General features: G+C 71.1%; 26 protein-coding genes, 1 pseudogene and 1 riboswitch. Of the genes and pseudogenes, 23 read left to right on the top strand and 4 right to left on the bottom strand.

Annotation, left to right across the window (positions count from 1 at the left end):
* Positions 1 to 191 precede the first annotated feature (191 nt).
* Positions 192 to 1,046, bottom strand: coding sequence for an SAM-dependent methyltransferase (locus ACFYXC_RS24320; protein WP_389554021.1), 855 nt, complete (start codon positions 1,044 to 1,046; stop codon positions 192 to 194).
* 879 nt (positions 1,047 to 1,925) lie between these two features.
* On the opposite strand from ACFYXC_RS24320, the gene ACFYXC_RS24325 reads away from it, so the two are divergent.
* From ACFYXC_RS24325 to ACFYXC_RS24405, 17 genes and pseudogenes are all read left to right on the top strand, one after another.
* Positions 1,926 to 2,522, top strand: coding sequence for a hypothetical protein (locus tag ACFYXC_RS24325; RefSeq protein ID WP_388911257.1), 597 nt, complete (start codon positions 1,926 to 1,928; stop codon positions 2,520 to 2,522).
* A 360-nt stretch (positions 2,523 to 2,882) separates the two neighbouring features.
* The gene (gene rpsP / locus ACFYXC_RS24330) at positions 2,883 to 3,302 is read left to right on the top strand and encodes a 30S ribosomal protein S16 (protein WP_388911260.1); all 420 of its coding nucleotides are present in this window, start codon (positions 2,883 to 2,885) and stop codon (positions 3,300 to 3,302) included.
* Positions 3,303 to 3,304: 2 nt separating this feature from the next.
* A complete protein-coding gene (locus ACFYXC_RS24335) occupies positions 3,305 to 3,544 on the top strand; it encodes an RNA-binding protein (protein ID WP_149515387.1) in 240 nt (79 codons plus the stop codon).
* Between the two features lie 103 nt (positions 3,545 to 3,647).
* Complete coding sequence (gene rimM / locus ACFYXC_RS24340) at positions 3,648 to 4,259, top strand: ribosome maturation factor RimM (protein WP_389554022.1); 612 nt, start codon at positions 3,648 to 3,650, stop codon at positions 4,257 to 4,259.
* Positions 4,259 to 5,080, top strand: a complete 822-nt coding sequence (gene trmD, locus ACFYXC_RS24345; RefSeq protein WP_388911266.1) for a tRNA (guanosine(37)-N1)-methyltransferase TrmD — start codon at positions 4,259 to 4,261, stop codon at positions 5,078 to 5,080. The genes rimM and trmD overlap by 1 nt, the downstream gene beginning before the upstream one ends.
* A gap of 137 nt (positions 5,081 to 5,217) precedes the next feature.
* Positions 5,218 to 5,568, top strand: coding sequence for a 50S ribosomal protein L19 (gene rplS, locus ACFYXC_RS24350; protein WP_388911269.1), 351 nt, complete (start codon positions 5,218 to 5,220; stop codon positions 5,566 to 5,568).
* Between the two features lie 44 nt (positions 5,569 to 5,612).
* A complete protein-coding gene (lepB, locus tag ACFYXC_RS24355) occupies positions 5,613 to 6,368 on the top strand; it encodes a signal peptidase I (RefSeq protein WP_389554023.1) in 756 nt (251 codons plus the stop codon).
* Positions 6,361 to 7,053, top strand: a pseudogene (gene lepB / locus ACFYXC_RS24360) (signal peptidase I); the annotation flags it as partial. The gene lepB (ACFYXC_RS24355) and the pseudogene lepB (ACFYXC_RS24360), both read left to right, overlap by 8 nt.
* 277 nt (positions 7,054 to 7,330) lie before the next feature.
* Positions 7,331 to 8,314: a signal peptidase I gene (lepB, locus tag ACFYXC_RS24365; RefSeq protein WP_389554024.1), complete on the top strand. Its 984-nt coding sequence runs from the start codon at positions 7,331 to 7,333 to the stop codon at positions 8,312 to 8,314.
* Between the two features lie 79 nt (positions 8,315 to 8,393).
* Positions 8,394 to 9,140: a signal peptidase I gene (lepB, locus tag ACFYXC_RS24370; protein WP_389554025.1), complete on the top strand. Its 747-nt coding sequence runs from the start codon at positions 8,394 to 8,396 to the stop codon at positions 9,138 to 9,140.
* Positions 9,141 to 9,228: 88 nt separating this feature from the next.
* Positions 9,229 to 9,705: an NUDIX hydrolase gene (locus ACFYXC_RS24375; RefSeq protein ID WP_388911501.1), complete on the top strand. Its 477-nt coding sequence runs from the start codon at positions 9,229 to 9,231 to the stop codon at positions 9,703 to 9,705.
* A 55-nt stretch (positions 9,706 to 9,760) separates the two neighbouring features.
* Positions 9,761 to 10,069 (top strand): DUF2469 domain-containing protein, encoded by a 309-nt coding sequence (locus ACFYXC_RS24380; protein ID WP_055510545.1) that lies wholly within the window; start codon positions 9,761 to 9,763, stop codon positions 10,067 to 10,069.
* Positions 10,070 to 10,198: 129 nt separating this feature from the next.
* Positions 10,199 to 10,651, top strand: coding sequence for a YraN family protein (locus tag ACFYXC_RS24385; RefSeq protein WP_389554026.1), 453 nt, complete (start codon positions 10,199 to 10,201; stop codon positions 10,649 to 10,651).
* On the top strand, positions 10,651 to 12,273 hold the full coding sequence (locus ACFYXC_RS24390; RefSeq protein ID WP_389554027.1) for a YifB family Mg chelatase-like AAA ATPase: 1,623 nt from the start codon (positions 10,651 to 10,653) through the stop codon (positions 12,271 to 12,273). Before ACFYXC_RS24385 ends, ACFYXC_RS24390 begins: the two co-directional genes overlap by 1 nt.
* A gap of 5 nt (positions 12,274 to 12,278) precedes the next feature.
* Positions 12,279 to 13,427, top strand: a complete 1,149-nt coding sequence (gene dprA, locus ACFYXC_RS24395) for a DNA-processing protein DprA (RefSeq protein WP_389554082.1) — start codon at positions 12,279 to 12,281, stop codon at positions 13,425 to 13,427.
* A gap of 271 nt (positions 13,428 to 13,698) precedes the next feature.
* The gene (whiG, locus tag ACFYXC_RS24400) at positions 13,699 to 14,535 is read left to right on the top strand and encodes an RNA polymerase sigma factor WhiG (RefSeq protein ID WP_388911290.1); all 837 of its coding nucleotides are present in this window, start codon (positions 13,699 to 13,701) and stop codon (positions 14,533 to 14,535) included.
* Between the two features lie 148 nt (positions 14,536 to 14,683).
* Positions 14,684 to 15,241 carry a TetR/AcrR family transcriptional regulator gene (locus tag ACFYXC_RS24405; RefSeq protein WP_389554083.1) on the top strand — a complete coding sequence of 186 codons (558 nt, stop codon included), beginning with the start codon at positions 14,684 to 14,686 and terminating at the stop codon, positions 15,239 to 15,241.
* Here ACFYXC_RS24405 and ACFYXC_RS24410 read toward each other — a convergent pair.
* Positions 15,195 to 16,235: a peptidoglycan DD-metalloendopeptidase family protein gene (locus ACFYXC_RS24410; protein ID WP_389554028.1), complete on the bottom strand. Its 1,041-nt coding sequence runs from the start codon at positions 16,233 to 16,235 to the stop codon at positions 15,195 to 15,197. The genes ACFYXC_RS24405 and ACFYXC_RS24410 overlap by 47 nt on opposite strands.
* A gap of 281 nt (positions 16,236 to 16,516) precedes the next feature.
* Between ACFYXC_RS24410 and rpsB the strand changes: the two genes are divergently transcribed.
* The 5 genes from rpsB (at position 16,517) to ACFYXC_RS24435 (ending at position 21,230) form a co-directional block, all read left to right on the top strand.
* Positions 16,517 to 17,461, top strand: a complete 945-nt coding sequence (rpsB, locus tag ACFYXC_RS24415; protein WP_389554029.1) for a 30S ribosomal protein S2 — start codon at positions 16,517 to 16,519, stop codon at positions 17,459 to 17,461.
* Between the two features lie 148 nt (positions 17,462 to 17,609).
* A complete protein-coding gene (tsf, locus tag ACFYXC_RS24420; RefSeq protein WP_389554030.1) occupies positions 17,610 to 18,446 on the top strand; it encodes a translation elongation factor Ts in 837 nt (278 codons plus the stop codon).
* 205 nt (positions 18,447 to 18,651) lie between these two features.
* A complete protein-coding gene (gene pyrH / locus ACFYXC_RS24425) occupies positions 18,652 to 19,425 on the top strand; it encodes a UMP kinase (RefSeq protein WP_388911302.1) in 774 nt (257 codons plus the stop codon).
* A gap of 120 nt (positions 19,426 to 19,545) precedes the next feature.
* Positions 19,546 to 20,103, top strand: coding sequence for a ribosome recycling factor (gene frr / locus ACFYXC_RS24430; RefSeq protein WP_149515371.1), 558 nt, complete (start codon positions 19,546 to 19,548; stop codon positions 20,101 to 20,103).
* The gene (locus tag ACFYXC_RS24435; protein WP_388911306.1) at positions 20,103 to 21,230 is read left to right on the top strand and encodes a phosphatidate cytidylyltransferase; all 1,128 of its coding nucleotides are present in this window, start codon (positions 20,103 to 20,105) and stop codon (positions 21,228 to 21,230) included. Before frr ends, ACFYXC_RS24435 begins: the two co-directional genes overlap by 1 nt.
* A gap of 137 nt (positions 21,231 to 21,367) precedes the next feature.
* Here ACFYXC_RS24435 and ACFYXC_RS24440 read toward each other — a convergent pair whose 3' ends face one another.
* Both ACFYXC_RS24440 and ACFYXC_RS24445 read right to left on the bottom strand, forming a co-directional pair.
* The gene (locus tag ACFYXC_RS24440; RefSeq protein ID WP_389554031.1) at positions 21,368 to 21,613 is read right to left on the bottom strand and encodes a hypothetical protein; all 246 of its coding nucleotides are present in this window, start codon (positions 21,611 to 21,613) and stop codon (positions 21,368 to 21,370) included.
* A complete protein-coding gene (locus ACFYXC_RS24445) occupies positions 21,610 to 21,939 on the bottom strand; it encodes a DUF6233 domain-containing protein (protein WP_389554032.1) in 330 nt (109 codons plus the stop codon). The genes ACFYXC_RS24440 and ACFYXC_RS24445 overlap by 4 nt, the downstream gene beginning before the upstream one ends.
* 129 nt (positions 21,940 to 22,068) lie before the next feature.
* Here ACFYXC_RS24445 and rlmN point away from each other — a divergent pair, with 129 nt between their 5' ends.
* Positions 22,069 to 23,175: a 23S rRNA (adenine(2503)-C(2))-methyltransferase RlmN gene (rlmN, locus tag ACFYXC_RS24450; RefSeq protein ID WP_388911315.1), complete on the top strand. Its 1,107-nt coding sequence runs from the start codon at positions 22,069 to 22,071 to the stop codon at positions 23,173 to 23,175.
* A 29-nt stretch (positions 23,176 to 23,204) separates the two neighbouring features.
* Positions 23,205 to 23,310: riboswitch (TPP riboswitch) on the top strand.
* The last annotated feature ends 78 nt before the right edge of the window (positions 23,311 to 23,388 follow it).

Raw genomic sequence — 23,388 nt, forward strand, 5'->3', positions numbered from 1 at the left:
CTGCCCCCGAACCCCCGGTCCTCAGACGCCGGACGGGCTGAAAGATGACGCCCGGCCGCGGAATCTTCAGCCCGTCCGGCGTCTGAGGACGAGCGCGCAGCGCGACAGGGGGTCTGGGGGCGCAGCCCCCAGGGGTGGGAAGGGCAAGGGCGGCGGGGGCGGAAACCGCTCCCGCCGCGGACACGTACCCCTCAGACCGTTCGGGCGACCAGGTAGCGGAAGACGTTCGGCATCCACACCGTCCCGTCCCGGCGAGCGTGCGGATGCAGAGCCTCCCGCACCTCCTTGTCCACCTGGACCCGATCCGTGGCCGCCACGGCCGCGTCGAAGAGCCCCGTCGACAGCAGCCCCCGCACCGCGTTGTCCGCGTCCGCGTACCCGAAGGGGCAGGCGACCCGCCCGGACCCGTCGGGCCTCAGACCGGCCCGCCGGGCGACCTCCTCGAGGTCGTCACGCCGGGCCGGGCGCCAACCGCCGGCGCCACGCACGGGAGCCGCCAGCTTGGTGGCGACCCGAAGGACCGAGGACGTCGCGCACCGCTCCGGAGGCCCCCAGCCCGCGAGGACCACGGGAACCCCGGGTCCGACGAGTGCCGTCGCCGCCGCCAGCGACTCGGCGGCACCGTCGGAGCCGCCGGCCACGCACCCGATCGGCTCGAAGACGGTCACGAGGTTGTACGGCGCCGTACCCGCGTCGCCGATGTCCGCCGGCTCACCGTCCGTCAGCCGCGCACCGGCGCGCGCGCGTGTGCCCGCCGCGGGCAGCAGCCGCTCCCGCGCGAGCGCCAGCCGCTCCGGCGCGTGCGTCTGCAGACCGGTGACCGAGGCACCCCGCGCCGACGCCATCAGCAGCGCCAGTCCGGATCCGCAGCCGAGCCCCAACAGCCTGGTCGAAGGGCCTACGTCGAGTCGCTCGTAGACCGCCTCGTAGAGCGGTACGAGCATCCGCTCCTGGATCTCGGCCCAGTCACGCGCGCGTGCCCACTGATCCACCTGGGGCGTAGCCCTTGAGTGAGGTAGGTGCCGCCGCACGAGCGTAGGTGTCATCGAATGTGCCCCAATCCACCGAGAGTTGCTTCTGTGACCCGTTTCCTCACCCCCGTGCAGTGCGCTCGCACTCCCCCCGTATGCCAGGAAACTCCGCGCTCGTCGTGGCGTCCAGGGGTTGAAGGGCCCGGTTTGCGTACCATCGGCGCGCGCCGCGGAAATTCACATACCGGCAACATGTGCCCCCACCGGCGCGCCATGACGTAGGCACCTGTTCTTCCTTCGCGGGAGCACGGCTTCTTTCTTCGCGGGAACACGACCGGCCGTGGCCGGTTCACGTCGCACGGCGATGACGGTGGGTCGCGGGGACCGCCGCGCCGTACCCCGGGACGGTCCGCGGACACCGTGGCCCGGGCCTCCGGGAGCGACGACACGGTTCCGGCCAAGGTCCGCACGTGCCCGAGCCGGGTGTGCCGGGGTTCTCGGCGATCACGGAGACCGTCGAAGCCGTCGTGACCCACGGCCCGGCGCGCGTCCGGTGGGTCACCCATGGTGAAGAGGAGGAAGCCGGGCACGCCCGCCCGCGGCGGCCGTACCGTGTCTGATGGCCGAAGGCGGCCCGGTGCCCGCCCACGACCGCGCACCCGGTAACGTCACCGTTGTGGCCCGCGCCTACTGCGCCCCGTCATTCCGCCGCGAGAAGGACCGAAACACCTCTTGCGCATCCGGTGACCCCAGCCGCCCCCGCCCGCAGACGGCGCCTACTGGCCGGGGCGTACACGTCACTACGTACCGGCTGGGTGGGAACTGTGAGGCTTCTCCGCAGATCAGCGCACCCGCCCTCGTCAGGACGCATCAGCGGCAACTGACGGGTACGTGCAAAATATTTGGGATGCCCCGGAATAGGAACACAGAGGCACCCCGGCTCGTTGCCATTACGTGAGCACGACACCACCTGTTCTCGCCGCAGAGCTGGCAGGGGCGTGGGCCGACATTCAGCGGCACCACCCCGAGCTGCCCGACCTTGCCGCGCCAGAGTCCCTGATCGGAGAGTCGTCGTCCGCCTGCGGACACGAACTCTCTTTCGAGCGACTGCTTCATGAGGCAGTCCACGGCATCGCCGCCGCCCGAGGAGTCCGTGACACCTCCCGCGCCGGCCGGTACCACAACCGCAGATTCCTCGCGATCGCCGAGGAGCTGGGCCTGGACCACCCCGAGGAGCCGCATCCCAGCAGCGGTTTCTCGCTGGTCACGCTCAATCCCGACGCGAGACGGCGTTACCGCCCGACGATCGAGCGGCTGCAGCGCGCCCTCAAGGCGCACACGGTCGCGACCGCCGCCGACACGGCCCAGAGCTTCCGGGGCCCGGCCGCCCGGCACGGCTCCTCCGGAGGGGGCGTGCGCGTGAAGGCGGTCTGTGACTGCGGGCGAAACGTCCGCGTCGTCCCGTCGGTCCTCGCGCAGGCCCCGATCGTGTGCGGAGGGTGCGGGAAGCCGTTCCGCATTCCGGAGGTGGTCGGCGCGGCGGCGGGCTGAGCGGGCGGCCGACGCGGCGGCACGATCGTCGTACGGCCGAGGGGGTCCGTCCGGGCGGTGCGTCCGGAGCGGTGCGGAAGAGCGCGGCGGCACCTCGTGGGTGCCGGTTCGAGCGAGGGCCCACCGCGGCCCGCGGCACCCGCGCGCGGTCCCGCGGTGCCGCCGGCCGGCCACGGGACGCCCTGGGCCACCCGGGTCGAGGCGTCCGTCAGGGTGTGGCAGAATGGCGAGCTGTACTCGCAGCCGCACAGGACCCCTCTCTCCTCCGGCTGACGCGTCCATCGGGCACTCGGGTACCGCAACCCCACGCGGCAACTTCGCCGTGCCCAACCACGTCAAGTACCAGGAGAGACCACTCCCGTGGCAGTCAAGATCAAGCTGAAGCGTCTCGGCAAGATTCGCTCGCCCCACTACCGCATCGTCGTCGCCGACTCCCGCACCCGCCGTGACGGCCGGGCCATCGAGGAGATCGGCCTGTACCACCCGGTGCAGAACCCCTCGCGCATCGAGGTCGACTCCGAGCGTGCGCAGTACTGGCTGGGTGTCGGCGCGCAGCCGACCGAGCCCGTTCTCGCCATCCTCAAGCTGACCGGCGACTGGCAGAAGCACAAGGGCGAGCCCGCCCCGGCCCCGCTGCTCGTCGCGGAGCCGAAGGCCACGCGCCCGTCGTTCGACGCCCTGGGCGGCGACGACGAGGGCAAGGGTGAGGCCATCACCCAGAAGAAGAAGGCTGAGAAGAAGGACGAGGCTCCCGCCGAGTCCGCGTCGACCGAGGCCTGAGCATGCTCGAGGAGGCTCTCGAGCACCTCGTGAAGGGCATCGTCGACAACCCGGATGAGGTGCAGGTCGCCTCGCGCGACCTGCGCCGCGGGCGCGTCCTGGAGGTCCGGGTCCACCCCGACGACCTCGGCAAGGTGATCGGCCGCAACGGCCGCACCGCGCGCGCCCTGCGCACCGTCGTGGGCGCCATCGGCGGCCGCGGCGTCCGCGTCGACCTCGTCGACGTGGACCACGTCCGCTGACGTACACGTAGCACCGGCTCGGGCCGGGGAGGGCCACTGGCCGTCCCCGGCCCGTGGTCGTCCACGCGCCGATGCCGTGGACACACGACAGGAGATCAGGCAAGTGCAGTTGGTAGTCGCACGGGTGGGCCGCGCCCACGGCATCAAGGGCGAGGTCACCGTCGAGGTACGCACCGACGAGCCGGAGCTGCGGCTCGCGCCCGGCGCCGTCCTGGCCACGGACCCCGCCGCCACCGGTCCGCTGACCATCGAGACGGGACGGGTCCACAGCGGCCGCCTCCTGCTGCGCTTCGCGGGAGTACGGGACCGCAACGCCGCCGAGGCGCTGCGCAACACCCTGCTGATCGCCGAGGTCGACCCGGACCAGGTGCCCGAGGACCCGGACGAGTACTACGACCACCAGCTCATGGACCTGGACGTCGTCCTCAAGGACGGCACCGAGGTCGGGCGGATCACCGAGATCTCGCACCTGCCCTCGCAGGACCTCTTCGTGGTGGAGCGGGCGGACGGGACCGAGGTGCTGATCCCGTTCGTCGAGGAGATCGTCGTCGACATCGACCTGGAGGAGCAGCGGGCCGTCATCGACCCGCCGCCCGGGCTGATCGACGACAGGGCGGAGATCGCCTCCTCCAGGGAGGCGTCCGACGAGACAGCCCCCTCGGAGGAGACCGGCGACGGCTCCGGCGCGGACGGCGCCCCGGGAGCCGGCGTCTGATGCGGCTCGACGTCCTCACGATCTTCCCCGAGTACCTGGACCCCCTGAACGTCTCCCTCGTGGGGAAGGCACGCGCGCGTGGACAGCTGAACGTGCACGTGCGTGATCTGCGGGAGTGGACCTACGACCGGCACAACACGGTCGACGACACCCCCTACGGTGGCGGCCCCGGCATGGTCATGAAGACCGAGCCCTGGGGCGACGCGCTGGACTCCGTCCTCGCGGACGGCTACGAGACGGGCTCCCACGGACCCGTCCTGGTCGTCCCCACCCCCAGTGGCCGTCCTTTCACCCAGGAACTGGCCGTCGAGCTCTCCGAGCGCCCCTGGCTGGTCTTCACACCCGCCCGCTACGAGGGCATCGACCGCCGGGTCATCGACGAGTACGCGACCCGCATGCCCGTCTACGAGGTCTCCATCGGTGACTACGTGCTGGCCGGCGGCGAGGCGGCCGTCCTCGTCGTCACGGAGGCCGTGGCTCGGCTGCTGCCGGGCGTCCTCGGCAACGCCGAGTCGCACCGCGACGACTCGTTCGCGCCGGGGGCCATGGCGAACCTCCTGGAGGGCCCGGTCTACACGAAGCCGCCCCGGTGGCGCGGCCGGGAGATCCCGGACGTGCTGCTCAGCGGCCACCACGGGAAGATCGCCCGCTGGCGCCGGGACGAGGCCCTGCGGCGCACGACCGCCAACAGGCCGGACCTCATCGAGCGCTGCGACCCCGCCGCCTTCGACAAGAAGGACCGCGAGATGCTCTCCATCCTCGGCTGGCAGCCCGGTCCCGACGGCCGATTTGGGCGCAGGCCCGACACCGTGGAAGAATAGGCCGCTGCTGTACGTCGTCCGGCGTGCGCCCCTGCCACAGGGGGACACGACGCCCGCCCCGACGAGAACAGCCCCTTTTTCTGGCAACACCGACTTCCGTCGATGACCTGTGGCATCGCCGAAGAAAGCAGACGATCATGTCCAACCTGCTCGCGTCCGTCGACTCCGCGTCGCTGCGCAGCGACGTCCCGGCCTTCCGCCCGGGTGACACCGTCAACGTCCACGTCCGCGTCATCGAGGGCAACCGCTCCCGTGTGCAGCAGTTCAAGGGCGTCGTCATCCGCCGCCAGGGCGCCGGTGTCCGTGAGACCTTCACGGTCCGCAAGGTGTCCTTCTCCGTCGGCGTCGAGCGCACCTTCCCCGTGCACACCCCGATCGTCGAGAAGATCGAGCTCGTGACCCGCGGTGACGTGCGCCGCGCCAAGCTCTACTACCTCCGTGAGCTGCGCGGTAAGGCCGCGAAGATCAAGGAGAAGCGCGACAACTGAGCTCGCGCCGGGTCCGTGTGAGGGCCGGATAGCATCTGGCCCACATGGACGCCGAAGCACAGCAGACGGAGCGCGACCGCTCCTCCCACCCCGCCGTGCCCGAGGAGATCTCGGACACAGAGGGGGCGGAGGGCCGGTCGCGTTTCGCGTTGGTGGGCCGGGCCGCCGACTGGCTTCCCGGCGGACGGATCACCCTGACCGTGCTGTTCTGCCTGTTCTCCCTGCTGCTCCTCACCCGTTTCGTGATCCAGCCGTTCGAGATTCCCAGCGGCTCGATGGAGCCCGCATTGAGGATCGGGGACCGCGTTCTCGTAAATAAGTTGGCGTACCGTTTCGGTGCTGAGCCGAGGCGCGGTGACGTCGTCGTGTTCGACGGCACCGGTTACTTCGGCGACGCCGACTACATCAAGCGTGTCGTCGGCGTGGGGGGAGACCAGGTGGTCTGCTGCGACAGGCAGGGGAGGATCGAGGTGAACGGCCGTCTCGTCGACGAGTCGACGTTTCTGTACCCGGGGGACGAGCCGTCCGAAGTGCCCTTCGACGTCGTCGTCCCCGACGGCACCCTCTTCGTCCTCGGTGACCATCGCGGCGACTCTAGCGACTCCCGGGACCACCTCGGCTCCCCGGGCGGCGGCATGATCCCCGTCGACGACGTGATCGGCAGAGCCGACTGGATCGCCTGGCCCCTCGGTCACTGGACCCGTCTCGAACGCGCCGACGGCCACGCGCGCGTGCCCGCGGGCCCCCGCATCACCGCAGGGACGAGCGGGCGCACCACCGCGGACGGTGTCCATGGGTAACCGCGGCAAACCCCGCGGCACCCACAGTGCCGCCGAGGACCTCCTGCCCACCGGCACCCGGCGCACGGCCCGCCCCGTGCTGCCCGGCCGGGCCGACCGGCGCAAGCTGGCCCGGCGGGTCAAGCGGCGCAGACAGCGATCCGCCATCAAGGAGATACCGCTTCTGATCGGTGTCGCCCTGCTCATAGCGCTTGTCCTGAAGACGTTCCTCGTCCAGGCGTTCGTGATCCCCTCGGGGTCGATGGAGCAGACGATCCGCATCGGCGACCGTGTCCTGGTCGACAAGCTCACGCCGTGGTTCGGCTCGAAGCCCGAGCGCGGCGACGTCGTCGTGTTCAAGGACCCCGGCGGCTGGCTGGAGGACGAGCAGCCGGTGGCGAAGTCGGACGATCCCATCGTCGTCAAGCAGGTCAAGGAGGTGCTCACCTTCATCGGCCTGCTGCCCTCCGACAACGAACGCGACCTGATCAAGCGGGTCGTCGCGGTCGGCGGCGACACCGTCAAGTGCTGTGACACCCAGGGGCGCGTGACCGTCAACGGCATGCCGCTGGACGAGCCGTACATCAACCCCGGCGACAAGCCCTCGTCGCTCGTCTTCGAGGTGCGGGTCCCCGCGGGGCGCCTGTGGGTGATGGGCGACCACCGGTCCAACTCCGCCGACTCCCGCTTCCACCGCACCGAGAAGTACAACGGCACCATCTCCGAGGACGTCGTGGGCCGCGCCATGGTCATCGCCTGGCCCATCGGCCACTGGAGCCGCCTCAAGGAGCCCGACACCTACGCGTCCGTACCCGACGCGGCCGGCGGCGGGGTCACCGCACTCGACACGTCGCATAGGGTGGCCCCCGCGGATCGATACGGATTGATCCCGCTCCCGACCCCTGCGGAACTCCCGCTCGTTATGGGAGTGGTGGGCCTGCGTCGTATCCGTCGCAGGCGGCGGCACGGAGTGAGGAGTGGATGTGGGGGATTTGGCGGTCGGCGCACGATCCGGACACGAGGGCCCCGAGGAGCGACCGGGGCGATCCGAGGAGCGGCCCGGACGATCCGAAGAGCCGGTCCCCCCGGCCCCGGGGGACGCCGTACCCCCCGGAGCTGACTTCGGTGACGACGAGGGCAGGGACGAGCAGGACCGGGACGAGCAGGGCGACGGCGCCGCTCCGGGGCCGAGGAAGCCGCGGTCCTTCTGGAAGGAACTTCCCCTGCTCATCGGCATCGCGCTGGTTCTCGCGCTGCTGATCAAGACCTTCCTGGTGCAGGCGTTCTCGATCCCCTCGGACTCGATGCAGAACACCCTCCAGCAGGGCGACCGCGTCCTCGTCGACAAGCTGACCCCGTGGTTCGGCTCGGAGCCCGAGCGCGGCGAGGTCGTCGTCTTCCACGACCCCGACAAGTGGCTTGCGGGCGAGCCGACGCCGAACCCGAACGCGATGCAGAAGGGGCTCAGCTGGATCGGCCTGATGCCCTCCTCCGAGGAGAAGGACCTCATCAAGCGGGTCGTCGGAGTCGGCGGCGACACCATCGAGTGCAAGGGCACCGGCCCGCTGAAGGTCAACGGCAAGGCGCTGAACGAGCCCTATGTGTACCCGGGGAACACGCCGTGCACGATGGACGACATCGGCGGCCAGTTCAAGCTGAAGGTTCCCGAAGGCAAAATCTGGGTCATGGGCGACCACCGGCAGAACTCGCTGGACTCCCGCTACCACCAGCAGGACAAGCACAAGGGCTTCGTGCCCGTGGACAACGTCGTGGGTCGCGCCATCGTCGTCGCCTGGCCGCCCACCCGCTGGTCCGCGCTCCCGGTGCCGGACACCTTCGACCAGAACCTGAGCGCCGCAGCTCCGGGTGTGCTCGGGCTCGCGGGCGCGCTCCCGCTGGTGCTGTGGCGCAGGCGTCGCCCCACCGCCGGGAACAGCAGGGTTTCTGGCTCGCGTACCGCCGGGTAGGGTGCCGTCCCAGATCGCCGATCAGCGCGGCCCGGACCTGGGCCACGAGGTCGATTCTCCGAGTCGGGGGAGTACTGGGATGAGCGGGACACGTCGTACGGACGAGGGCCACGGACGGCTCGGCAGCAAGCTGTCGGGGCTGGCCGTGGCCCTCGGCTGTGTGCTCTTCCTCGGTGGCTTCGCCTGGGGAGCGGTCGTCTACCAGCCGTACACCGTGCCGACCGACTCGATGGCGCCGACCATCGCGGGCGGCGAGCGGGTGCTCGCCGAGCGGATCGACGGTTCGGAGGTCGAGCGCGGTGACGTCGTCGTCTTCAAGCAGGCCAGCTGGGGCGACCTCCCGATGGTCAAGCGGGTCGTCGCCGTCGGCGGGGACACGGTCGCCTGCTGCACGCAGGACAAGCTGACCGTCAACGGCAAGAAGATCGAGGAACCGTATCTGCCCAAGGGCGGCGCGGCCGAGTCGGCCACGATCCCGTCCATCGAGGTCCCCGAGGGGCGGCTCTTCCTGCTCGGCGACGAGCGCAGCGGTTCGCTGGACTCCACTGCCCACCTCACCGAGGCCGGCAACGGCACGGTGCCGCGCAGCGCGGTGAGCGCGCGCGTCGACGCGGTGGCGTGGCCCATGGACGGCATGCTGGCCCGTCCCACCGGCTTCGAGGCGCTGGGCGGCATCTCCGAACCGGGACCGCTGCGGCTGGTCCTCACGGCGGTCGTGGCGGGCGCGGTCCTCGTGCTCGGCGGGGCGGCGTACGGCCCGGTCGCGAACCGCGCGGGGCGCCGTCGCAGCGGTACGGGACCGAGGGGGCGGGCCCTTGCCGGCTGACGGACCTCCGGTGGCGGGTGACCGGCCGGTCGCGGGGCCCGGGCGTACGGGCGAGGCGCCGGCCCCGGTTGCCGGCCGGCCCGGTGCGCTGCGGAGGGTCGCCCGGGTGGTGCTGCTGGACCCGCGGGACCGCATCCTGCTGCTGCACGGCCATGAGCCCGACGACCCGTCGGACGACTGGTGGTTCACGCCGGGCGGAGGTCTGGAGGGCGACGAGACACGGGAAGAGGCCGCGCTGCGGGAGCTCGCGGAGGAGACCGGCATCACCGACGTGGAGCTGGGTCCGGTGCTGTGGCGGCGGACCTGTTCCTTTCCCTTCGCCGGACGCCGCTGGGACCAGGACGAGTGGTACTTCCTGGGCCGTACGACCCGGACGGCGGTCGAGGCGACCGGTCTGACCGAGCTGGAACGGCGCAGTGTCGCCGGAGCGCGCTGGTGGACGTGCCGGGAACTTCACCAGGCACATGAGACGGTGTATCCGACCAGACTCGCCGAGCTGCTGCGCAGGCTGCTCGACGAAGGGCCCCCGGCCAGGCCCGAGACCCTCGACACGGAAATCGTCTAGGGGCTCGCGGGGCTGGCGCACAATAGGGGGACGCACGGCTGAAGGGGAACATGCCATGAGCGCCGAGGACCTCGAGAAGTACGAGACCGAGATGGAGCTGAAGCTCTACCGGGAGTACCGCGATGTCGTCGGTCTGTTCAAATACGTGATCGAGACCGAACGGCGCTTCTACCTCACCAACGACTACGAGATGCAGGTCCACTCGGTTCAGGGTGAGGTGTTTTTCGAGGTGTCCATGGCGGATGCCTGGGTGTGGGACATGTACCGGCCTGCCCGGTTCGTGAAGCAGGTGCGCGTCCTGACGTTCAAGGACGTGAACATCGAGGAGCTGAACAAGAGCGACCTCGAGTTGCCGAGCAGCTAGGTCCTGTCCTGTGATCCTGCGGCGGCCGCTCGTGCGGGTGACTGAGTTGTCCACAATCGGGCAGCCGTCCACCAAGATCCAATAGCGGATCGGGATGGGTTCACTGTTGGCGCCGGAGGTGGTGCCGACATGAATACGCCCGAGGCATCCAGGACAGGCAAGGCATCCAGGACACGCGGGACGTCCACGACAGGCGGGACGTCCACCGCAGGCGGGACGTCCAAGGCGCGCAACGCACTGGGCAAGTACGGCGAGGACCTGGCCGCGCGGCGGCTGACCGAGGCCGGAATGACCATCCTGAAGCGCAACTGGCGCGGGGGCAGGACCGGCGAGATCGACATCGTGGCCCGGGACGGCGACGCGCTCGTCGTCTGCGAGGTCAAGACCCGCCGCGCCGGCGCCTTCGAGCATCCGATGGCCGCCGTCACCCCGGTGAAGGCCCAGCGCCTGCGCGGCCTCGCCGAGCGCTGGCTGCAGGAGCACGGAGGGGCGCCACCCGGCGGCGTCCGCATCGACGTCGTGGGTGTCGTGCTGCCCGACCGCGGCGCCCCCGTCGTGGAGCATGTGCGAGGGGTGGCCTGATGGGCTTCGCGCGTACGTGCTCGGTGGCCCTGGTGGGTGTGGACGGCGTCGTCGTCGAGGTCCAGGCGGACCTGGAACCGGGGGTCGCGGCGTTCACCCTGGTGGGGCTGCCCGACAAGAGCCTGACGGAGAGCAAGGACCGGGTCAGGGCGGCCGTGGTCAACTCCGGCGGCGAGTGGCCGCAGAAGAAACTCACGGTGGGCCTCAGCCCGGCCTCGGTGCCGAAGAGCGGCAGCGGCTTCGACCTCGCCATCGCCTGCGCCGCGCTCGGCGCCTCCGAGCGCATCGATCCCCGTGTGCTCGCCGACATCGTGATGATCGGCGAGCTGGGCCTGGACGGACGGGTCCGGCCCGTACGGGGGGTGCTGCCGGCCGTGCTGGCGGCGGCCGACGCGGGATACGAGCAGGTGGTGGTTCCGGAGAGCGCGGCCGCCGAGGCGTCCCTCGTGCCCGGCGTGTCCGTCCTCGGCGTCCGCAGCCTCCGCCAGCTCATCGCCGTCCTCACGGACGAACCCGTGCCCGACGAGGACCCGGACGAACAGGGCCGGACCGATCCGCTCGCGGGACTGCGTCTGCCGGGCGCGGGCGCCGCCACGGGCATGCACGGCATGGGCGCCGCCCAGTACGACCAGGGCCACGACCTCGCCGACGTCGTGGGCCAGCTCTCGGCACGGACCGCGGTGGAGGTCGCCGCGGCCGGCGGACACCATCTGTTCCTGGAGGGACCACCGGGAGCGGGCAAGACGATGCTCGCCGAGCGGCTGCCCGCCATCCTGCCGCCGCTCGGGCGGGGCGAGTCCCTGGAGGTCACGGCCGTCCACTCGGTCGCCGGCCTGCTGCCGCCCGGCAAGCCCCTGGTCGACGTCGCTCCCTACTGCGCCCCGCACCACTCGGCGACCATGCAGGCCCTGGTCGGCGGCGGCCAGGGGGTGGCACGGCCCGGCGCGGTGTCGCTCGCCCACCGGGGAGTGCTCTTCCTCGACGAGACCCCCGAGTTCAGCAGCCATGCCCTCGACGCACTGCGCCAGCCCCTGGAATCGGGGCACGTCGTGATCGCGCGCAGCGCCGGCGTCGTGCGCTTTCCGGCGCGGTTCCTGATGGTGCTCGCCGCCAATCCCTGCCCCTGCGGACGCTTCTCCCAGCGGGACACCCTCTGCGAGTGCTCACCCTCCGCGATCCGCCGTTACCAGGCCCGCCTCTCCGGGCCACTGCTCGACCGCGTCGACCTGAGGGTGGAGGTGGACCGCGTCACCCGTTCCCAGCTGACGGAGCGGGGGGCGCGCGGCGAATCGACCGAGACGGTCGCCGACCGGGTCCGGACCGCCAGGGAGCGGGCCGCCGCGCGCCTGGCGGGCACGCCCTGGCGCACGAACAGCGAGGTGCCCGGCCGCGAGCTGCGCAGCCGGTGGTACGCGTCGCCGGGCGCCATGGAGGAGGCGGAACGCAGCCTGGAGCGGGGTGTCCTCACCGCCCGGGGGCTCGACCGTGTCCTGCGGGTCGCCTGGACCGTCGCCGACCTCGCGGGCCGCGACCGGCCGGGGGCCGCGGACGTGACCCTCGCGCTGCAACTGCGCACCGGGGTCCCGCGGGGGGTGCCGATGGCGATCGGGGCCTCGTCGTGAGCGTCGTGAGCGAGGGCGACGAGCGGCTCCACCGGGCACTTCTCGCCCGTGTCGTCGAACCGGGGGACGAGATCTGCGGCCGGTGGCTGCGCGAGCACGGGGCGGGGGAGGTGGTCCGGCGTCTCACCGGAGGCGGACAGCAGCTGCCGGGCGTGACCGACACGCGGTGGGCGGGTCTGCGGGCCCGTGCCGAGCGGACCGACCCGCGGGGGGACCTCGCGCTGGCACGGGACTCCGGGACACGTTTCGTGTGTCCCGGTGACGCCGAGTGGCCCGCTCAACTGGACGACCTGGGGGATGCCGGACCGATCGGGCTGTGGGTGCGAGGACTGCCCAGCCTGCGGATGTGGGCGCTGCGCTCGGTCGCCGTCGTGGGCGCCCGGGCCTGCACCGAGTACGGCGCCCACATGGCGTCCACGCTCGGCGCCGGGCTCGCGGAGCGGGGGTGGGTCGTGGTGTCGGGTGGCGCCTACGGCGTGGACGGGGCCGCGCACCGCGGGGCCCTCGGGGCGGGCGGCGCCACCGTCGCCGTGCTCGCCTGCGGCGTCGACCGGCCCTATCCGCGCGGCCACACCCAACTGATCACCAGGATCGCCGAACAGGGACTGGTGATCGGGGAGTTGCCACCCGGCGACCACCCGACACCGAGCAGGTTCATCCAGCGCAACCGGGTCATCGCGGCGTTGACGCGCGGCACGGTCGTCGTCGAGGCGGCCTACCGGAGCGGCGCGTTGGTGACGGCCCGGGCCGCCCAGCGGCTGGGCAGATCCACCATGGGGGTGCCGGGACCGGCGACCAGCGGCCTCTCGGCGGGCGTGCACGAACTCCTGCGCGGGGAAGCGGTCCTGGTCACCGACGCCGCGGAAGTGGCCGAATTCGTCGGCGACATGGGCGAGCTGGCCCCGGCCCGCCGTGGTCCCGTGCTGCCGCGTGACCTCCTGGACCCGGCAGCCGCCCGGGTGCTGGCCGCGCTGCCGGCCCGGGACGCGGTGTCGCGGCAGGAAGTGGCCAGGGGCGCCGGGACGACTGAGGACGACGCGGTCGCGAGACTGTACGAACTCCGCTCACTTGGCTTCGTCGAACGACACGGCGACGGCTGGAAGTTGACACACCGGGCCGCCGAGTCCGGCGGCACCGGTCGGGAGCGAGGTTGACCGAGCGTGTTCGGCCGTTCGGGCGACCCCCGAAGTCCCTGGTATTCCCGTCAGTTGACGCCTCGTCGCGGTTACTCACGGCGATGGCCGTGGGCCTGAGCGGCGTCCAGAGGAACGAATCTGCGCACGGTGAGTCCACCGCTGTTCGCACACTGCGACTCTCCAGTCACGCTACGCTCACGGGGAATCCGACGCAGACAGGCAACTCGACATCAGACCGACGACTCACGCAGGTACCCACAGTTCACTGCAGAACGGCACAAGGCGACGAATGCCCCAGCACACCTCCGGGTCAGACCGGGCGGCAGTTCCCCCCGCTGCCCGCGGCGGCGTGCGCCCGCCCGCCCCCTCGACACTCGACGAGCTGTGGAGGTCGTACAAGGCCACGGGCGACGGGCGGCTGCGCGAGCAGCTGATCCTGCACTACTCCCCGCTGGTGAAGTACGTCGCGGGCCGGGTGAGTGTGGGCCTGCCGCCCAATGTGGAGCAGGCGGACTTCGTGTCGTCGGGGGTGTTCGGGCTGATCGACGCCATCGAGAAGTTCGACATCGAGCGGGAGATCAAGTTCGAGACGTACGCGATCACGCGCATCCGGGGCGCCATGATCGACGAACTGCGGGCGCTGGACTGGATCCCCCGCTCGGTGCGGCAGAAGGCCCGCAACGTCGAGCGCGCCTACGCGACGCTGGAGGCACGCCTGCGGCGTACGCCGTCGGAGAGCGAGGTGGCCGCCGAGATGGGCATCGCGGTCGAGGAACTGCACGCGGTGTTCGGCCAGTTGTCGCTGGCCAACGTCGTGGCCCTGGAGGAACTGCTGCACGTCGGCGGCGAGGGCGGCAACCGGCTGAGCCTGATGGACACGCTCGAGGACACCGCGGCCGACAACCCCGTGGAGGTCGCGGAGGACCGTGAGCTGCGCCGCTTCCTGGCGCGGGCCATCAACACACTGCCCGAGCGTGAGAAGACGGTCGTCACCCTCTACTACTACGAGGGGCTCACCCTCGCCGAGATCGGCAATGTGCTCGGGGTGACGGAGAGCCGTGTCAGCCAGATCCACACCAAGTCCGTGCTCCAGCTCCGGGCGAAGCTGGCGAGCTTCGGTCGCTGACCTGGTGGGATCGCTCGGCGCCGGGGCGCGGCAGCACAGCGGGGCACTCTCGGTCCGGGGCGTCGATCAAGCCCTCCGGGGTGAGAGACTCCCGTCCCGGGCGAGGCGTCCGTAAAGTGGGGGCGTGCCAAGGATTCGAGCGGCCTCCGTGGCCGAGCACCGGTCGATGCAGCGAGCCGCCCTGCTGGACGCGGCTCGGTCACTGCTGTCCGAGGGCGGGACGGAGGCGCTGACGTTCCCGGCGCTCGCCGAGCGGACAGGGCTCGCGCGGTCCTCCGTGTACGAGTACTTCCGCTCCCGGGCGGCCGTCGTCGAGGAACTCTGCGAGGTCGACTTCCCGCTGTGGGCCGCCGAGGTCGAGGCGGCGATGTCGCTGGCCGGGACGCCCGAGGGCAAGGTCGAGGCGTATGTCCGCCGCCAGCTCGCCCTGGTCGGGGACCGGCGGCACCGGGCCGTGGTGGCGATCTCCGCGAGTGAGCTCGACGCGGGCGCGCGCGAAAAGATCCGCGCGGCGCACGGCGGACTCGTCGCGATGATCGTGGAGGCGTTGCGGGACATGGGGCACGAGCAGCCCCGGATGGCCGCGATGCTCCTCCAGGGGATGGCGGACGCGGCGGTGCGCAGGATCGAGCTCGGCGCGGCCGAGGAACCCGAAGTGATCACCGAGGCGGCCGTCGCGATGGCGCTGCGCGGCGTACGGGGCTGAGCGCTTTCGGCGCGCTGCCGGGTTGTCTGTGACCGGAGGGGCGTCCGCCGGGGTGGAGCGTTCTTCGCCGGGCCCGGGCTGTGGGGGATCGGGCACCTCCGTGCCGGCGCGAGGGCGCCGATGCCGGTGGTGTCCGGCGCGGCCCGCGGCCGGCGGTGCGTGACCGTCCGGTCGGACCCGCCCCGCGAGCCGGGCCCGGGGCCCGACCGAGGGGCTGGTGGACGGTGAGAGCGTCCGCCGGCTCGGGTGCTCCGGTGACCGGCAGGAGGCGGGACGGGCCGCGGTGGAGCAGCCACGGGGGAAGCAGGGACAGCGGGTCCAGGTAGGTGTCCCCTCGGCGCAGGCCCCAGTGCAGGCAGGACGCCGGACAGTGCGACCCCGCCGGCTCCAGCACACCGACCGCCTCGCCCGCGGTCACCTCCGCGCCCTTCTTCACCGTCGCCCGCACCGGTTCGTACGTCGTGCGCAGGGGTGGGTTCCCCGTGCCGGACAGTTCGACGGAGACGACACCGCGGCCCGCGACCCGGCCCGCGAAGGAGACGCGGCCCGTCGCGACCGTCCGCACCGGGGCGCCGGGGGCCGCGGTGAGATCGACGCCGCGATGGCCCCTGCCGTAGGCGGTCGCCGGCGGCTCCCAGCCGCGTGCCACCGACGGGCGCGATCCCACCGGCCAGGCGCGGCCGACCGTCGGGACCGGCGGGTCCGCGCCACCGGAGCCGCCGCCCGCCCCACCCGAGCCGCTTGAGCCGCCGCCCGCGCTGCCCCGGTCACTTTCGCCGCCGCCCGAGTCGCTTGAGTTGCTCGGACGGCTTGAGCCGGCGCCCGGCCCGCCGGTCGCCCCGCCGCCCGGGTCGCCCACGGAACCGGCGACCGGACCGTCGTCCCGGGCGGTCGCCGCGGAACCGCCGAGCGTGAGGCCGAGTACCAGCACGGCGGCCACCATCAGGGCCGGCGGCGACGCCGGCCACGTACGAAGACATCGTTCTGCTCGCATGCGAGAACGGTGCCGTGCGCGGCACGAAAAGGTGGATCATGGTCGAGATCTGTGGAGTACCCGCCGGTTGTGGACAACGGCGTCATCCGGCGCCTCGCGGGTCCCGTACACTTCTTGTGGCGATCCGGGTCACCGGGTCGACTTCGCACGCCCCGACATCAGGTTGTCGAACAGCCGGTGTCAGCGCCCCTCGGTCCCTTGTGGCAAGGCGCAACGCGGGCGTCAGGCGCGACCGCCGTCCGGCGGACGCGGCACAACCGAGAACACCTAGGAGTACGGCCATGGCCGTCGTCACGATGCGGGAGCTGCTGGAGAGCGGCGTCCACTTCGGTCACCAGACCCGTCGTTGGAACCCGAAGATGAAGCGCTTCATCTTCACGGAGCGCAACGGCATCTACATCATCGACCTGCTCCAGTCGCTGTCGTACATCGACCGCGCCTACGAGTTCGTCAAGGAGACCGTCGCCCACGGCGGCACGGTCATGTTCGTCGGCACGAAGAAGCAGGCGCAGGAGGCCATCGCCGAGCAGGCGACCCGCGTCGGCATGCCCTACGTGAACCAGCGCTGGCTGGGCGGCATGCTCACCAACTTCTCGACCGTCTACAAGCGCCTGCAGCGCCTCAAGGAGCTCGAGCAGATCGACTTCGAGGATGTGGCCGCGTCCGGCCTCACCAAGAAGGAGCTGCTCGTCCTCTCCCGCGAGAAGGCCAAGCTGGAGAAGACCCTCGGCGGTATCCGCGAGATGTCCAAGGTGCCCAGCGCCGTCTGGATCGTGGACACCAAGAAGGAGCACATCGCGGTCGGTGAGGCCCGGAAGCTCAACATTCCGGTCGTCGCCATCCTCGACACCAACTGCGACCCCGACGAGGTCGACTACAAGATCCCGGGCAACGACGACGCGATCCGCTCCGTCACCCTGCTCACCCGCGTGATCGCCGACGCCGTCGCCGAGGGCCTCATCGCCCGCTCCGGCGCCGGCAAGGCCGCCGAGGGTGACAAGGCCGCGGGCGAGCCGCTCGCCGCGTGGGAGCGCGACCTGCTCGAGGGCGGCGAGAAGAAGGCCGACGAGACCGCTGCCGAGGTGCCCGCCGCCGACGCTCCGGCCGCCGAGGCCGAGACCCCCGCCGCTGAGGCCGAGGCGCCCGCCGCCGACGCCGAGGCTCCGGCCGCCGACGAGGCCCCCGCCGCCGAGGCCGAGAAGCCGGCCGACGCCGAGCAGGTCTGATCCAGCGTCACGGTCGTGTGACTGCGGGCGGCGCCGAGCGCGTCGCCCGCGGTTCACCCCCAGCCCGTAGATCTTCGGTGGACGCCCGCCCGATCAGCGGCGGACGCCGACTTCGAGACTTCGAACTCCGAGAAGAGATTCACTGATCATGGCGAACTACACCGCCGCCGACGTCAAGAAGCTCCGTGAGCTCACCGGCGCCGGCATGATGGACTGCAAGAAGGCGCTGGACGAGGCCGACGGCAACGTCGACAAGGCCGTCGAGGCGCTGCGCATCAAGGGCCAGAAGGGCGTGGCCAAGCGCGAGGGCCGCTCCGCCGAGAACGGCGCCGTGGTCTCCATCATCGCCGACGACAACACCTCCGGTGTCCTGGTCGAGCTGAAGTGCGAGACGGACTTCGTCGCCAAGGGCGAGAAGTTCCAGGCCGTCGCCAACCAGATCGCCCAGCACGCCGCCGCCACCTCCCCGGCCGACATCCAGGCGCTCCTCGCCTCGGAGATCGAGTCCGGCAAGACGGTCCAGGCGTTCGTCGACGAGGCCAACGCGAACCTGGGCGAGAAGATCGTCCTCGACCGCTTCGCGCAGTTCTCCGGCGCCTACGTCACCGCGTACATGCACCGCACCATGCCCGACCTGCCCCCGCAGATCGGTGTCCTGGTCGAGCTGGACAAGGCCGACGCCGCCCTCGCCAAGGGCATCGCGCAGCACATCGCCGCCTTCGCGCCGAAGTACCTCTCCCGTGAGGACGTTCCGGCCGAGGTCGTCGAGTCCGAGCGTCGCGTCGCCGAGGAGACCACGCGCGCCGAGGGCAAGCCCGAGGCCGCGCTCCCGAAGATCGTCGAGGGTCGCGTCAACGGCTTCTTCAAGGAGGCCACCCTCCTCGGTCAGCCGTACGCGCTCGACAACAAGAAGTCCGTCCAGAAGGTCCTGGACGAGGCCGGTGTCACCCTGAAGCGCTTCTCGCGCATCAAGGTCGGCATCTGAGTCCGTACCGCGATCCACGCGCGATCCCGCTAGGGTCGACAGCAGTCGTCCGTGCCGGTCGCGTACACCGCCACCCGCGGACGCGCGGACGACAGCAGATCTGACGAGGAGGCCACCGCCGAGCATGGGATGCGAACAACACCCCACCGGCAGTGGCCTTCTTCGTATGTGCGACACGTGCGACAGGTAAAGAGGCGAGATCTCCATGACCACCACCCAGGCCGCCGACAAGGACGAAAAGAGCGACACCGGCAAGGGCGCCGGCCGCTTCCTGCTGAAGCTCTCCGGTGAAGCCTTCGCCGGCGGCGGGGCACTCGGCGTCGACCCCGACGTGGTGCACAAGATGGCCCGGGAGATCGCCGCGGTGGTCCGCGGCGGTGCCCAGATCGCCGTGGTCATCGGCGGCGGCAACTTCTTCCGCGGGGCCGAACTGCAGCAGCGCGGCATGGACCGGGCCCGTTCCGACTACATGGGCATGCTCGGCACCGTCATGAACTGCCTCGCCCTCCAGGACTTCCTGGAGAAGGAGGGCATCGACTCACGCGTGCAGACCGCCATCACCATGGGGCAGGTCGCCGAGCCGTACATCCCGCTGCGGGCCGTGCGCCACCTGGAGAAGGGCCGTGTGGTGATCTTCGGCGCCGGTATGGGCATGCCGTACTTCTCCACCGACACCACGGCCGCCCAGCGCGCCCTGGAGATCGACGCCGAAGCGCTGCTGATGGGCAAGAACGGCGTGGACGGGGTCTACGACTCCGACCCGAAGACCAACCCCGAAGCGGTCAAGTTCGACGCGCTCGGCTACGGCGAGGTCATCACCCGCGACCTGAAGGTCGCCGACATGACCGCCATCACGCTGTGCCGCGACAACAAGCTTCCGATCCTCGTCTTCGAGCTTCTGACCGAGGGCAATATCGCCCGGGCGGTCAAGGGTGAGAAGATCGGCACGCTTGTGGGTGACCAGGGCGGTCGGGCCTGACCGGGGGATGGACAATGTCCTGCCGGTCGGGAACCGTGCAGGAATAAGACGCGACGCAGCCGGCCGCCTACCCTCCGAGGAACCGCAGCCGGGCCTACTCAAGACACGCAGGAGCAAGTGGTGATCGAAGAGACCCTCCTCGAGGCCGAGGAGAAGATGGAGAAGGCCGTCGTGGTCGCCAAGGAGGACTTCGCCGCGATCCGCACCGGCCGTGCGCACCCGGCGATGTTCAACAAGATCGTGGCGGACTACTACGGTGCGCTGACACCGATCAACCAGCTGGCCTCGTTCTCGGTGCCCGAGCCGCGTATGGCCGTGGTGACCCCGTTCGACAAGAGCGCGATGCGCAACATCGAGCAGGCGATCCGTGACTCCGACCTCGGCGTCAACCCGAGCAACGACGGCAACATCATCCGGGTGGTGTTCCCCGAGCTCACCGAGGAGCGCCGCAAGGACTACATCAAGGTCGCGCGGACCAAGGCCGAGGACTCGAAGATCTCGATCCGCTCGGTCCGCCGCAAGGCCAAGGACGGCATCGACAAGCTGATCAAGGACGGCGAGGTCGGCGAGGACGAGGGCCGCCGTGCGGAGAAGGAGCTCGACGACACCACCGCGAAGTACGTCGCCCAGGTGGACGAGCTGCTCAAGCACAAGGAAGCTGAGCTGCTCGAGGTCTGATGAACGACTCTTCCTGGGGAGCGCCGCCACAAGCCGGGTACTGGGGGCCGTCCGACCAGGGGCCTGTCCAGGGGGCCGCCCCGGCGGGTCCCGCGTACGATGCGTACCACGCGCAGCAGACTCGCCCCATGCCCATCGTGCCCGACGTACCCGCGCATGGCGGAAACCAGGATGACGGCCGGGGGGCCGCTCGGACGGGCGGCCCCCCGTTCCGCGACGAGACGCCGTCGACGCCGCCCTTCCAGGCTCCGTCGCAGAATCCGCAGGAGCCCATGACCAGCGCCGCCCACCCCGCACCCGCGCCGCAGAAGAAGAGCGCGGGCCGCGACCTGAGCGCTGCCATAGGGGTCGGTGTCGGACTCGGTGTGGTCATCGCCGCGTCGTTGTTCTTCGTCAAGGCGGCCTTCGTCGGCGTCATAGCTGTCGCCGTCGTGGTCGGCCTGTGGGAGCTCACGTCGAGGCTCGCGGAGCGCAAGGACATCAGGGCGCCGCTCGTGCCGCTGGCGGTGGGCGGTGCGGGGATGGTCGTCGCCGGATACGTCCGCGGGCCCGAGGGCGCCTGGGTGGCGATGGCGCTCACCGCGCTGGCGGTCCTGGTCTGGCGGATGACGGAACCTCCCGCGGGCTACCTCAAGGACGTCACCGCGGGTGTGTTCGCGGCCTTCTACATCCCGTTCCTCGCCACGTTCGTGGCGATGATGCTCACGGCGGACGACGGTGCGCGGCGGGTGCTGACGTTCCTGCTGCTGGCCGTGATCAGCGACACGGGCGCGTACGCCGTCGGCTGGCGCTTCGGCAAGCACAAGCTCGCTCCGCGCATCAGCCCCGGCAAGACCCGCGAGGGCCTGCTCGGCGCGGTCGCCTTCGCGATGGCGGCGGGTGCGGTGTGCATGCAGTTCCTGATCGACGACGGCACCTGGTGGCAGGGCCTGATCGTCGGCTTCGCGGTCGCGGCCAGCGCCACGCTCGGCGACCTCGGCGAGTCGATGATCAAGCGCGACCTGGGAATCAAGGACATGGGCACCCTGCTCCCGGGCCACGGCGGCATCATGGACCGACTGGACTCACTGCTGCCCACCGCTCCCGTGGTGTGGCTGCTCCTGGTGCTCTTCGTGGGCTCCAGCTGAGCACCGGACCTCGCTGCGCGGTACGAGGACCCCTGGCCGAGGGCGGCCGGGGGTCCTTCGCGTACGGCGACGGTCTGATCGTGTGTGCGGAGCCGTGCGCGACGCGGTGTACGGCGGGCGCCGGGGCCGGGGCGGCGTCAGCCCTGGCCGCCGTACTCGTGGGGACGGCCGCCCTGCCACTCCACCCACTGGGGATCGTCCAGCAGTTCCCCCGCGTCCGGCAGGCCCGCGCGGCGCAGGAACTCGACCACGTCGGCATCGCTGTGGGCGAGACCGGCGACCTGGGCGCGGATGGACACGCGGCGCCCACGGCCACCCGTCGGACGGTGCACCACGATGGGCGCCGTGCCCGTTCCCTCGGACTGCGGCCGCTCGCGGTTCACAGCACACCGAGCCCGGTGTCGGGACGGCAGTAGGGGCACGCCGTGACGCCGTCCTCCGTGATCGCGCGGAGGGCCTGGTCCCGGCCCAGCGGTTTCGTGTTCTTGCCCGCCATGCCGCAGTCGTCCGTATGGACGGAGTCGGGGGCGGGCCGGCCGCCCGCCCGTCGCATGGCGAGCCTGTACCCGAACGCGGGTGACGGCAGCGTGCGCGCCGCACGCGCGGTGACGACCTCCTGCCGCTCCAGCTCGGCGATGGTGTCGTCAGTGCGGCGGAGCTGCCAGACCAGCCATTCGCGGACGCTGCGCAGGCGATCGAGACGAGACACTTTTTCGGACACGAGTTCGATTCTAGGTCCTGATGCGACTCCTGGGACAGCACCCCCACCGAAGCCCGGCCCGAGCCGGGCAACCGGCGGCCCGGGTCACACGAATCGATCTGCGACACTGGTACAGCCATGCCTAAGCCCGGAGAACTTACATTCGTCGCCCCCCGCGGAGCCAAGAAGCCGCCGCGGCACCTTGCCGATCTCACGCCTGCCGAGCGTAAAGAGGCCGTTGCCGCGGTCGGTGAGAAGCCGTTTCGTGCCAAGCAACTCTCGCAGCACTACTTCGCGCGGTTCGCGCACGATCCGGAGCAGTGGACCGACATCCCGGCCGGGTCGCGCGCCAAGCTGCAGGAGGCGTTGCTGCCCGAGCTGATGACGGTCGTGCGGCATCTGTCCACCGACGCGGACACCACCCGCAAGACCCTGTGGCGGCTCTTCGACGGCACCCTCGTCGAGTCCGTGCTGATGCGCTACCCGGACCGGGTCACCATGTGCATCAGCTCACAGGCCGGCTGCGGGATGAACTGCCCGTTCTGCGCGACCGGGCAGGCCGGCCTCGACCGGAACCTGTCGACCGGCGAGATCGTGCACCAGATCGTCGACGGGATGCGGGCCCTGCGCGACGGGGAGATCCCCGGCGGTCCGGCGCGGCTGAGCAACATCGTCTTCATGGGCATGGGCGAGCCCCTCGCCAACTACAAGAGGGTCGTCCAGTCCATTCGCGCCCTCACCGACCCGGAGCCGGACGGGCTCGGACTGTCGCAGCGCGGTATCACCGTGTCGACCGTCGGTCTCGTCCCCGCCATCAACCGGTTCTCCGACGAGGGCTTCAAGTGCCGCCTCGCCATCTCCCTGCACGCGCCGGACGACGAGCTGCGCGACACCCTCGTACCGGTCAACACGCGGTGGAAGGTCCGGGAGGTGCTGGACGCCGGCTGGGAGTACGCGGCCAAGTCCGGGCGGCGCCTCTCCATCGAGTACGCGCTCATCCGGGACATCAACGACCAGGCGTGGCGCGGTGACCGGCTCGGGCGGCTGCTCAAGGGCAAGCCGGTGCACGTGAACCTGATCCCGCTGAACCCGACGCCCGGCTCCAAGTGGACCGCCTCGCGGCCCGAGGACGAGAAGGCGTTCGTCGAGGCGATCGCCGCCCATGGTGTGCCCGTCACCGTCCGGGACACCCGTGGTCAGGAGATCGACGGGGCGTGCGGGCAGCTGGCGGCCACCGAGCGGTAGTCTGGCAGCGTTCGTACCGACACATCTTCATATTCCGACAGGGGAGCGCCACAGCGCTGAGAGTGCGGGAGAGCCCGCAGACCCTCTGAACCTCGCCCAGGTCATTCTGGGTAGGAAGTTCGGTCACTACTCAAGCTGTTGCGCCCTGCCCGGGACCGACCGAGGTCCCGGGCAGGGCCGCGTCTCTTCCTGGACAACCCAGGAGGAACCAGA

This window comes from Streptomyces sp. NPDC002701 (genome assembly GCF_042889045.1).
Taxonomy (GTDB): Bacteria; Actinomycetota; Actinomycetes; order Streptomycetales; family Streptomycetaceae; genus Streptomyces.

Coding starts and splice junctions, on each gene's coding strand:
- ACFYXC_RS24320 (WP_389554021.1), bottom strand. CDS start 1,046: ATGACACCTACGCTCGTGCGGCGGCACCTACCTCACTCAAGGGCTACG.
- ACFYXC_RS24335 (WP_149515387.1), top strand. CDS start 3,305: ATGCTCGAGGAGGCTCTCGAGCACCTCGTGAAGGGCATCGTCGACAAC.
- trmD (WP_388911266.1), top strand. CDS start 4,259: ATGCGGCTCGACGTCCTCACGATCTTCCCCGAGTACCTGGACCCCCTG.
- rplS (WP_388911269.1), top strand. CDS start 5,218: ATGTCCAACCTGCTCGCGTCCGTCGACTCCGCGTCGCTGCGCAGCGAC.
- lepB (WP_389554023.1), top strand. CDS start 5,613: ATGGACGCCGAAGCACAGCAGACGGAGCGCGACCGCTCCTCCCACCCC.
- lepB (WP_389554025.1), top strand. CDS start 8,394: ATGAGCGGGACACGTCGTACGGACGAGGGCCACGGACGGCTCGGCAGC.
- ACFYXC_RS24380 (WP_055510545.1), top strand. CDS start 9,761: ATGAGCGCCGAGGACCTCGAGAAGTACGAGACCGAGATGGAGCTGAAG.
- ACFYXC_RS24385 (WP_389554026.1), top strand. CDS start 10,199: ATGAATACGCCCGAGGCATCCAGGACAGGCAAGGCATCCAGGACACGC.
- ACFYXC_RS24390 (WP_389554027.1), top strand. CDS start 10,651: ATGGGCTTCGCGCGTACGTGCTCGGTGGCCCTGGTGGGTGTGGACGGC.
- whiG (WP_388911290.1), top strand. CDS start 13,699: ATGCCCCAGCACACCTCCGGGTCAGACCGGGCGGCAGTTCCCCCCGCT.
- ACFYXC_RS24410 (WP_389554028.1), bottom strand. CDS start 16,235: ATGCGAGCAGAACGATGTCTTCGTACGTGGCCGGCGTCGCCGCCGGCC.
- rpsB (WP_389554029.1), top strand. CDS start 16,517: ATGGCCGTCGTCACGATGCGGGAGCTGCTGGAGAGCGGCGTCCACTTC.
- tsf (WP_389554030.1), top strand. CDS start 17,610: ATGGCGAACTACACCGCCGCCGACGTCAAGAAGCTCCGTGAGCTCACC.
- pyrH (WP_388911302.1), top strand. CDS start 18,652: ATGACCACCACCCAGGCCGCCGACAAGGACGAAAAGAGCGACACCGGC.
- ACFYXC_RS24435 (WP_388911306.1), top strand. CDS start 20,103: ATGAACGACTCTTCCTGGGGAGCGCCGCCACAAGCCGGGTACTGGGGG.
- rlmN (WP_388911315.1), top strand. CDS start 22,069: ATGCCTAAGCCCGGAGAACTTACATTCGTCGCCCCCCGCGGAGCCAAG.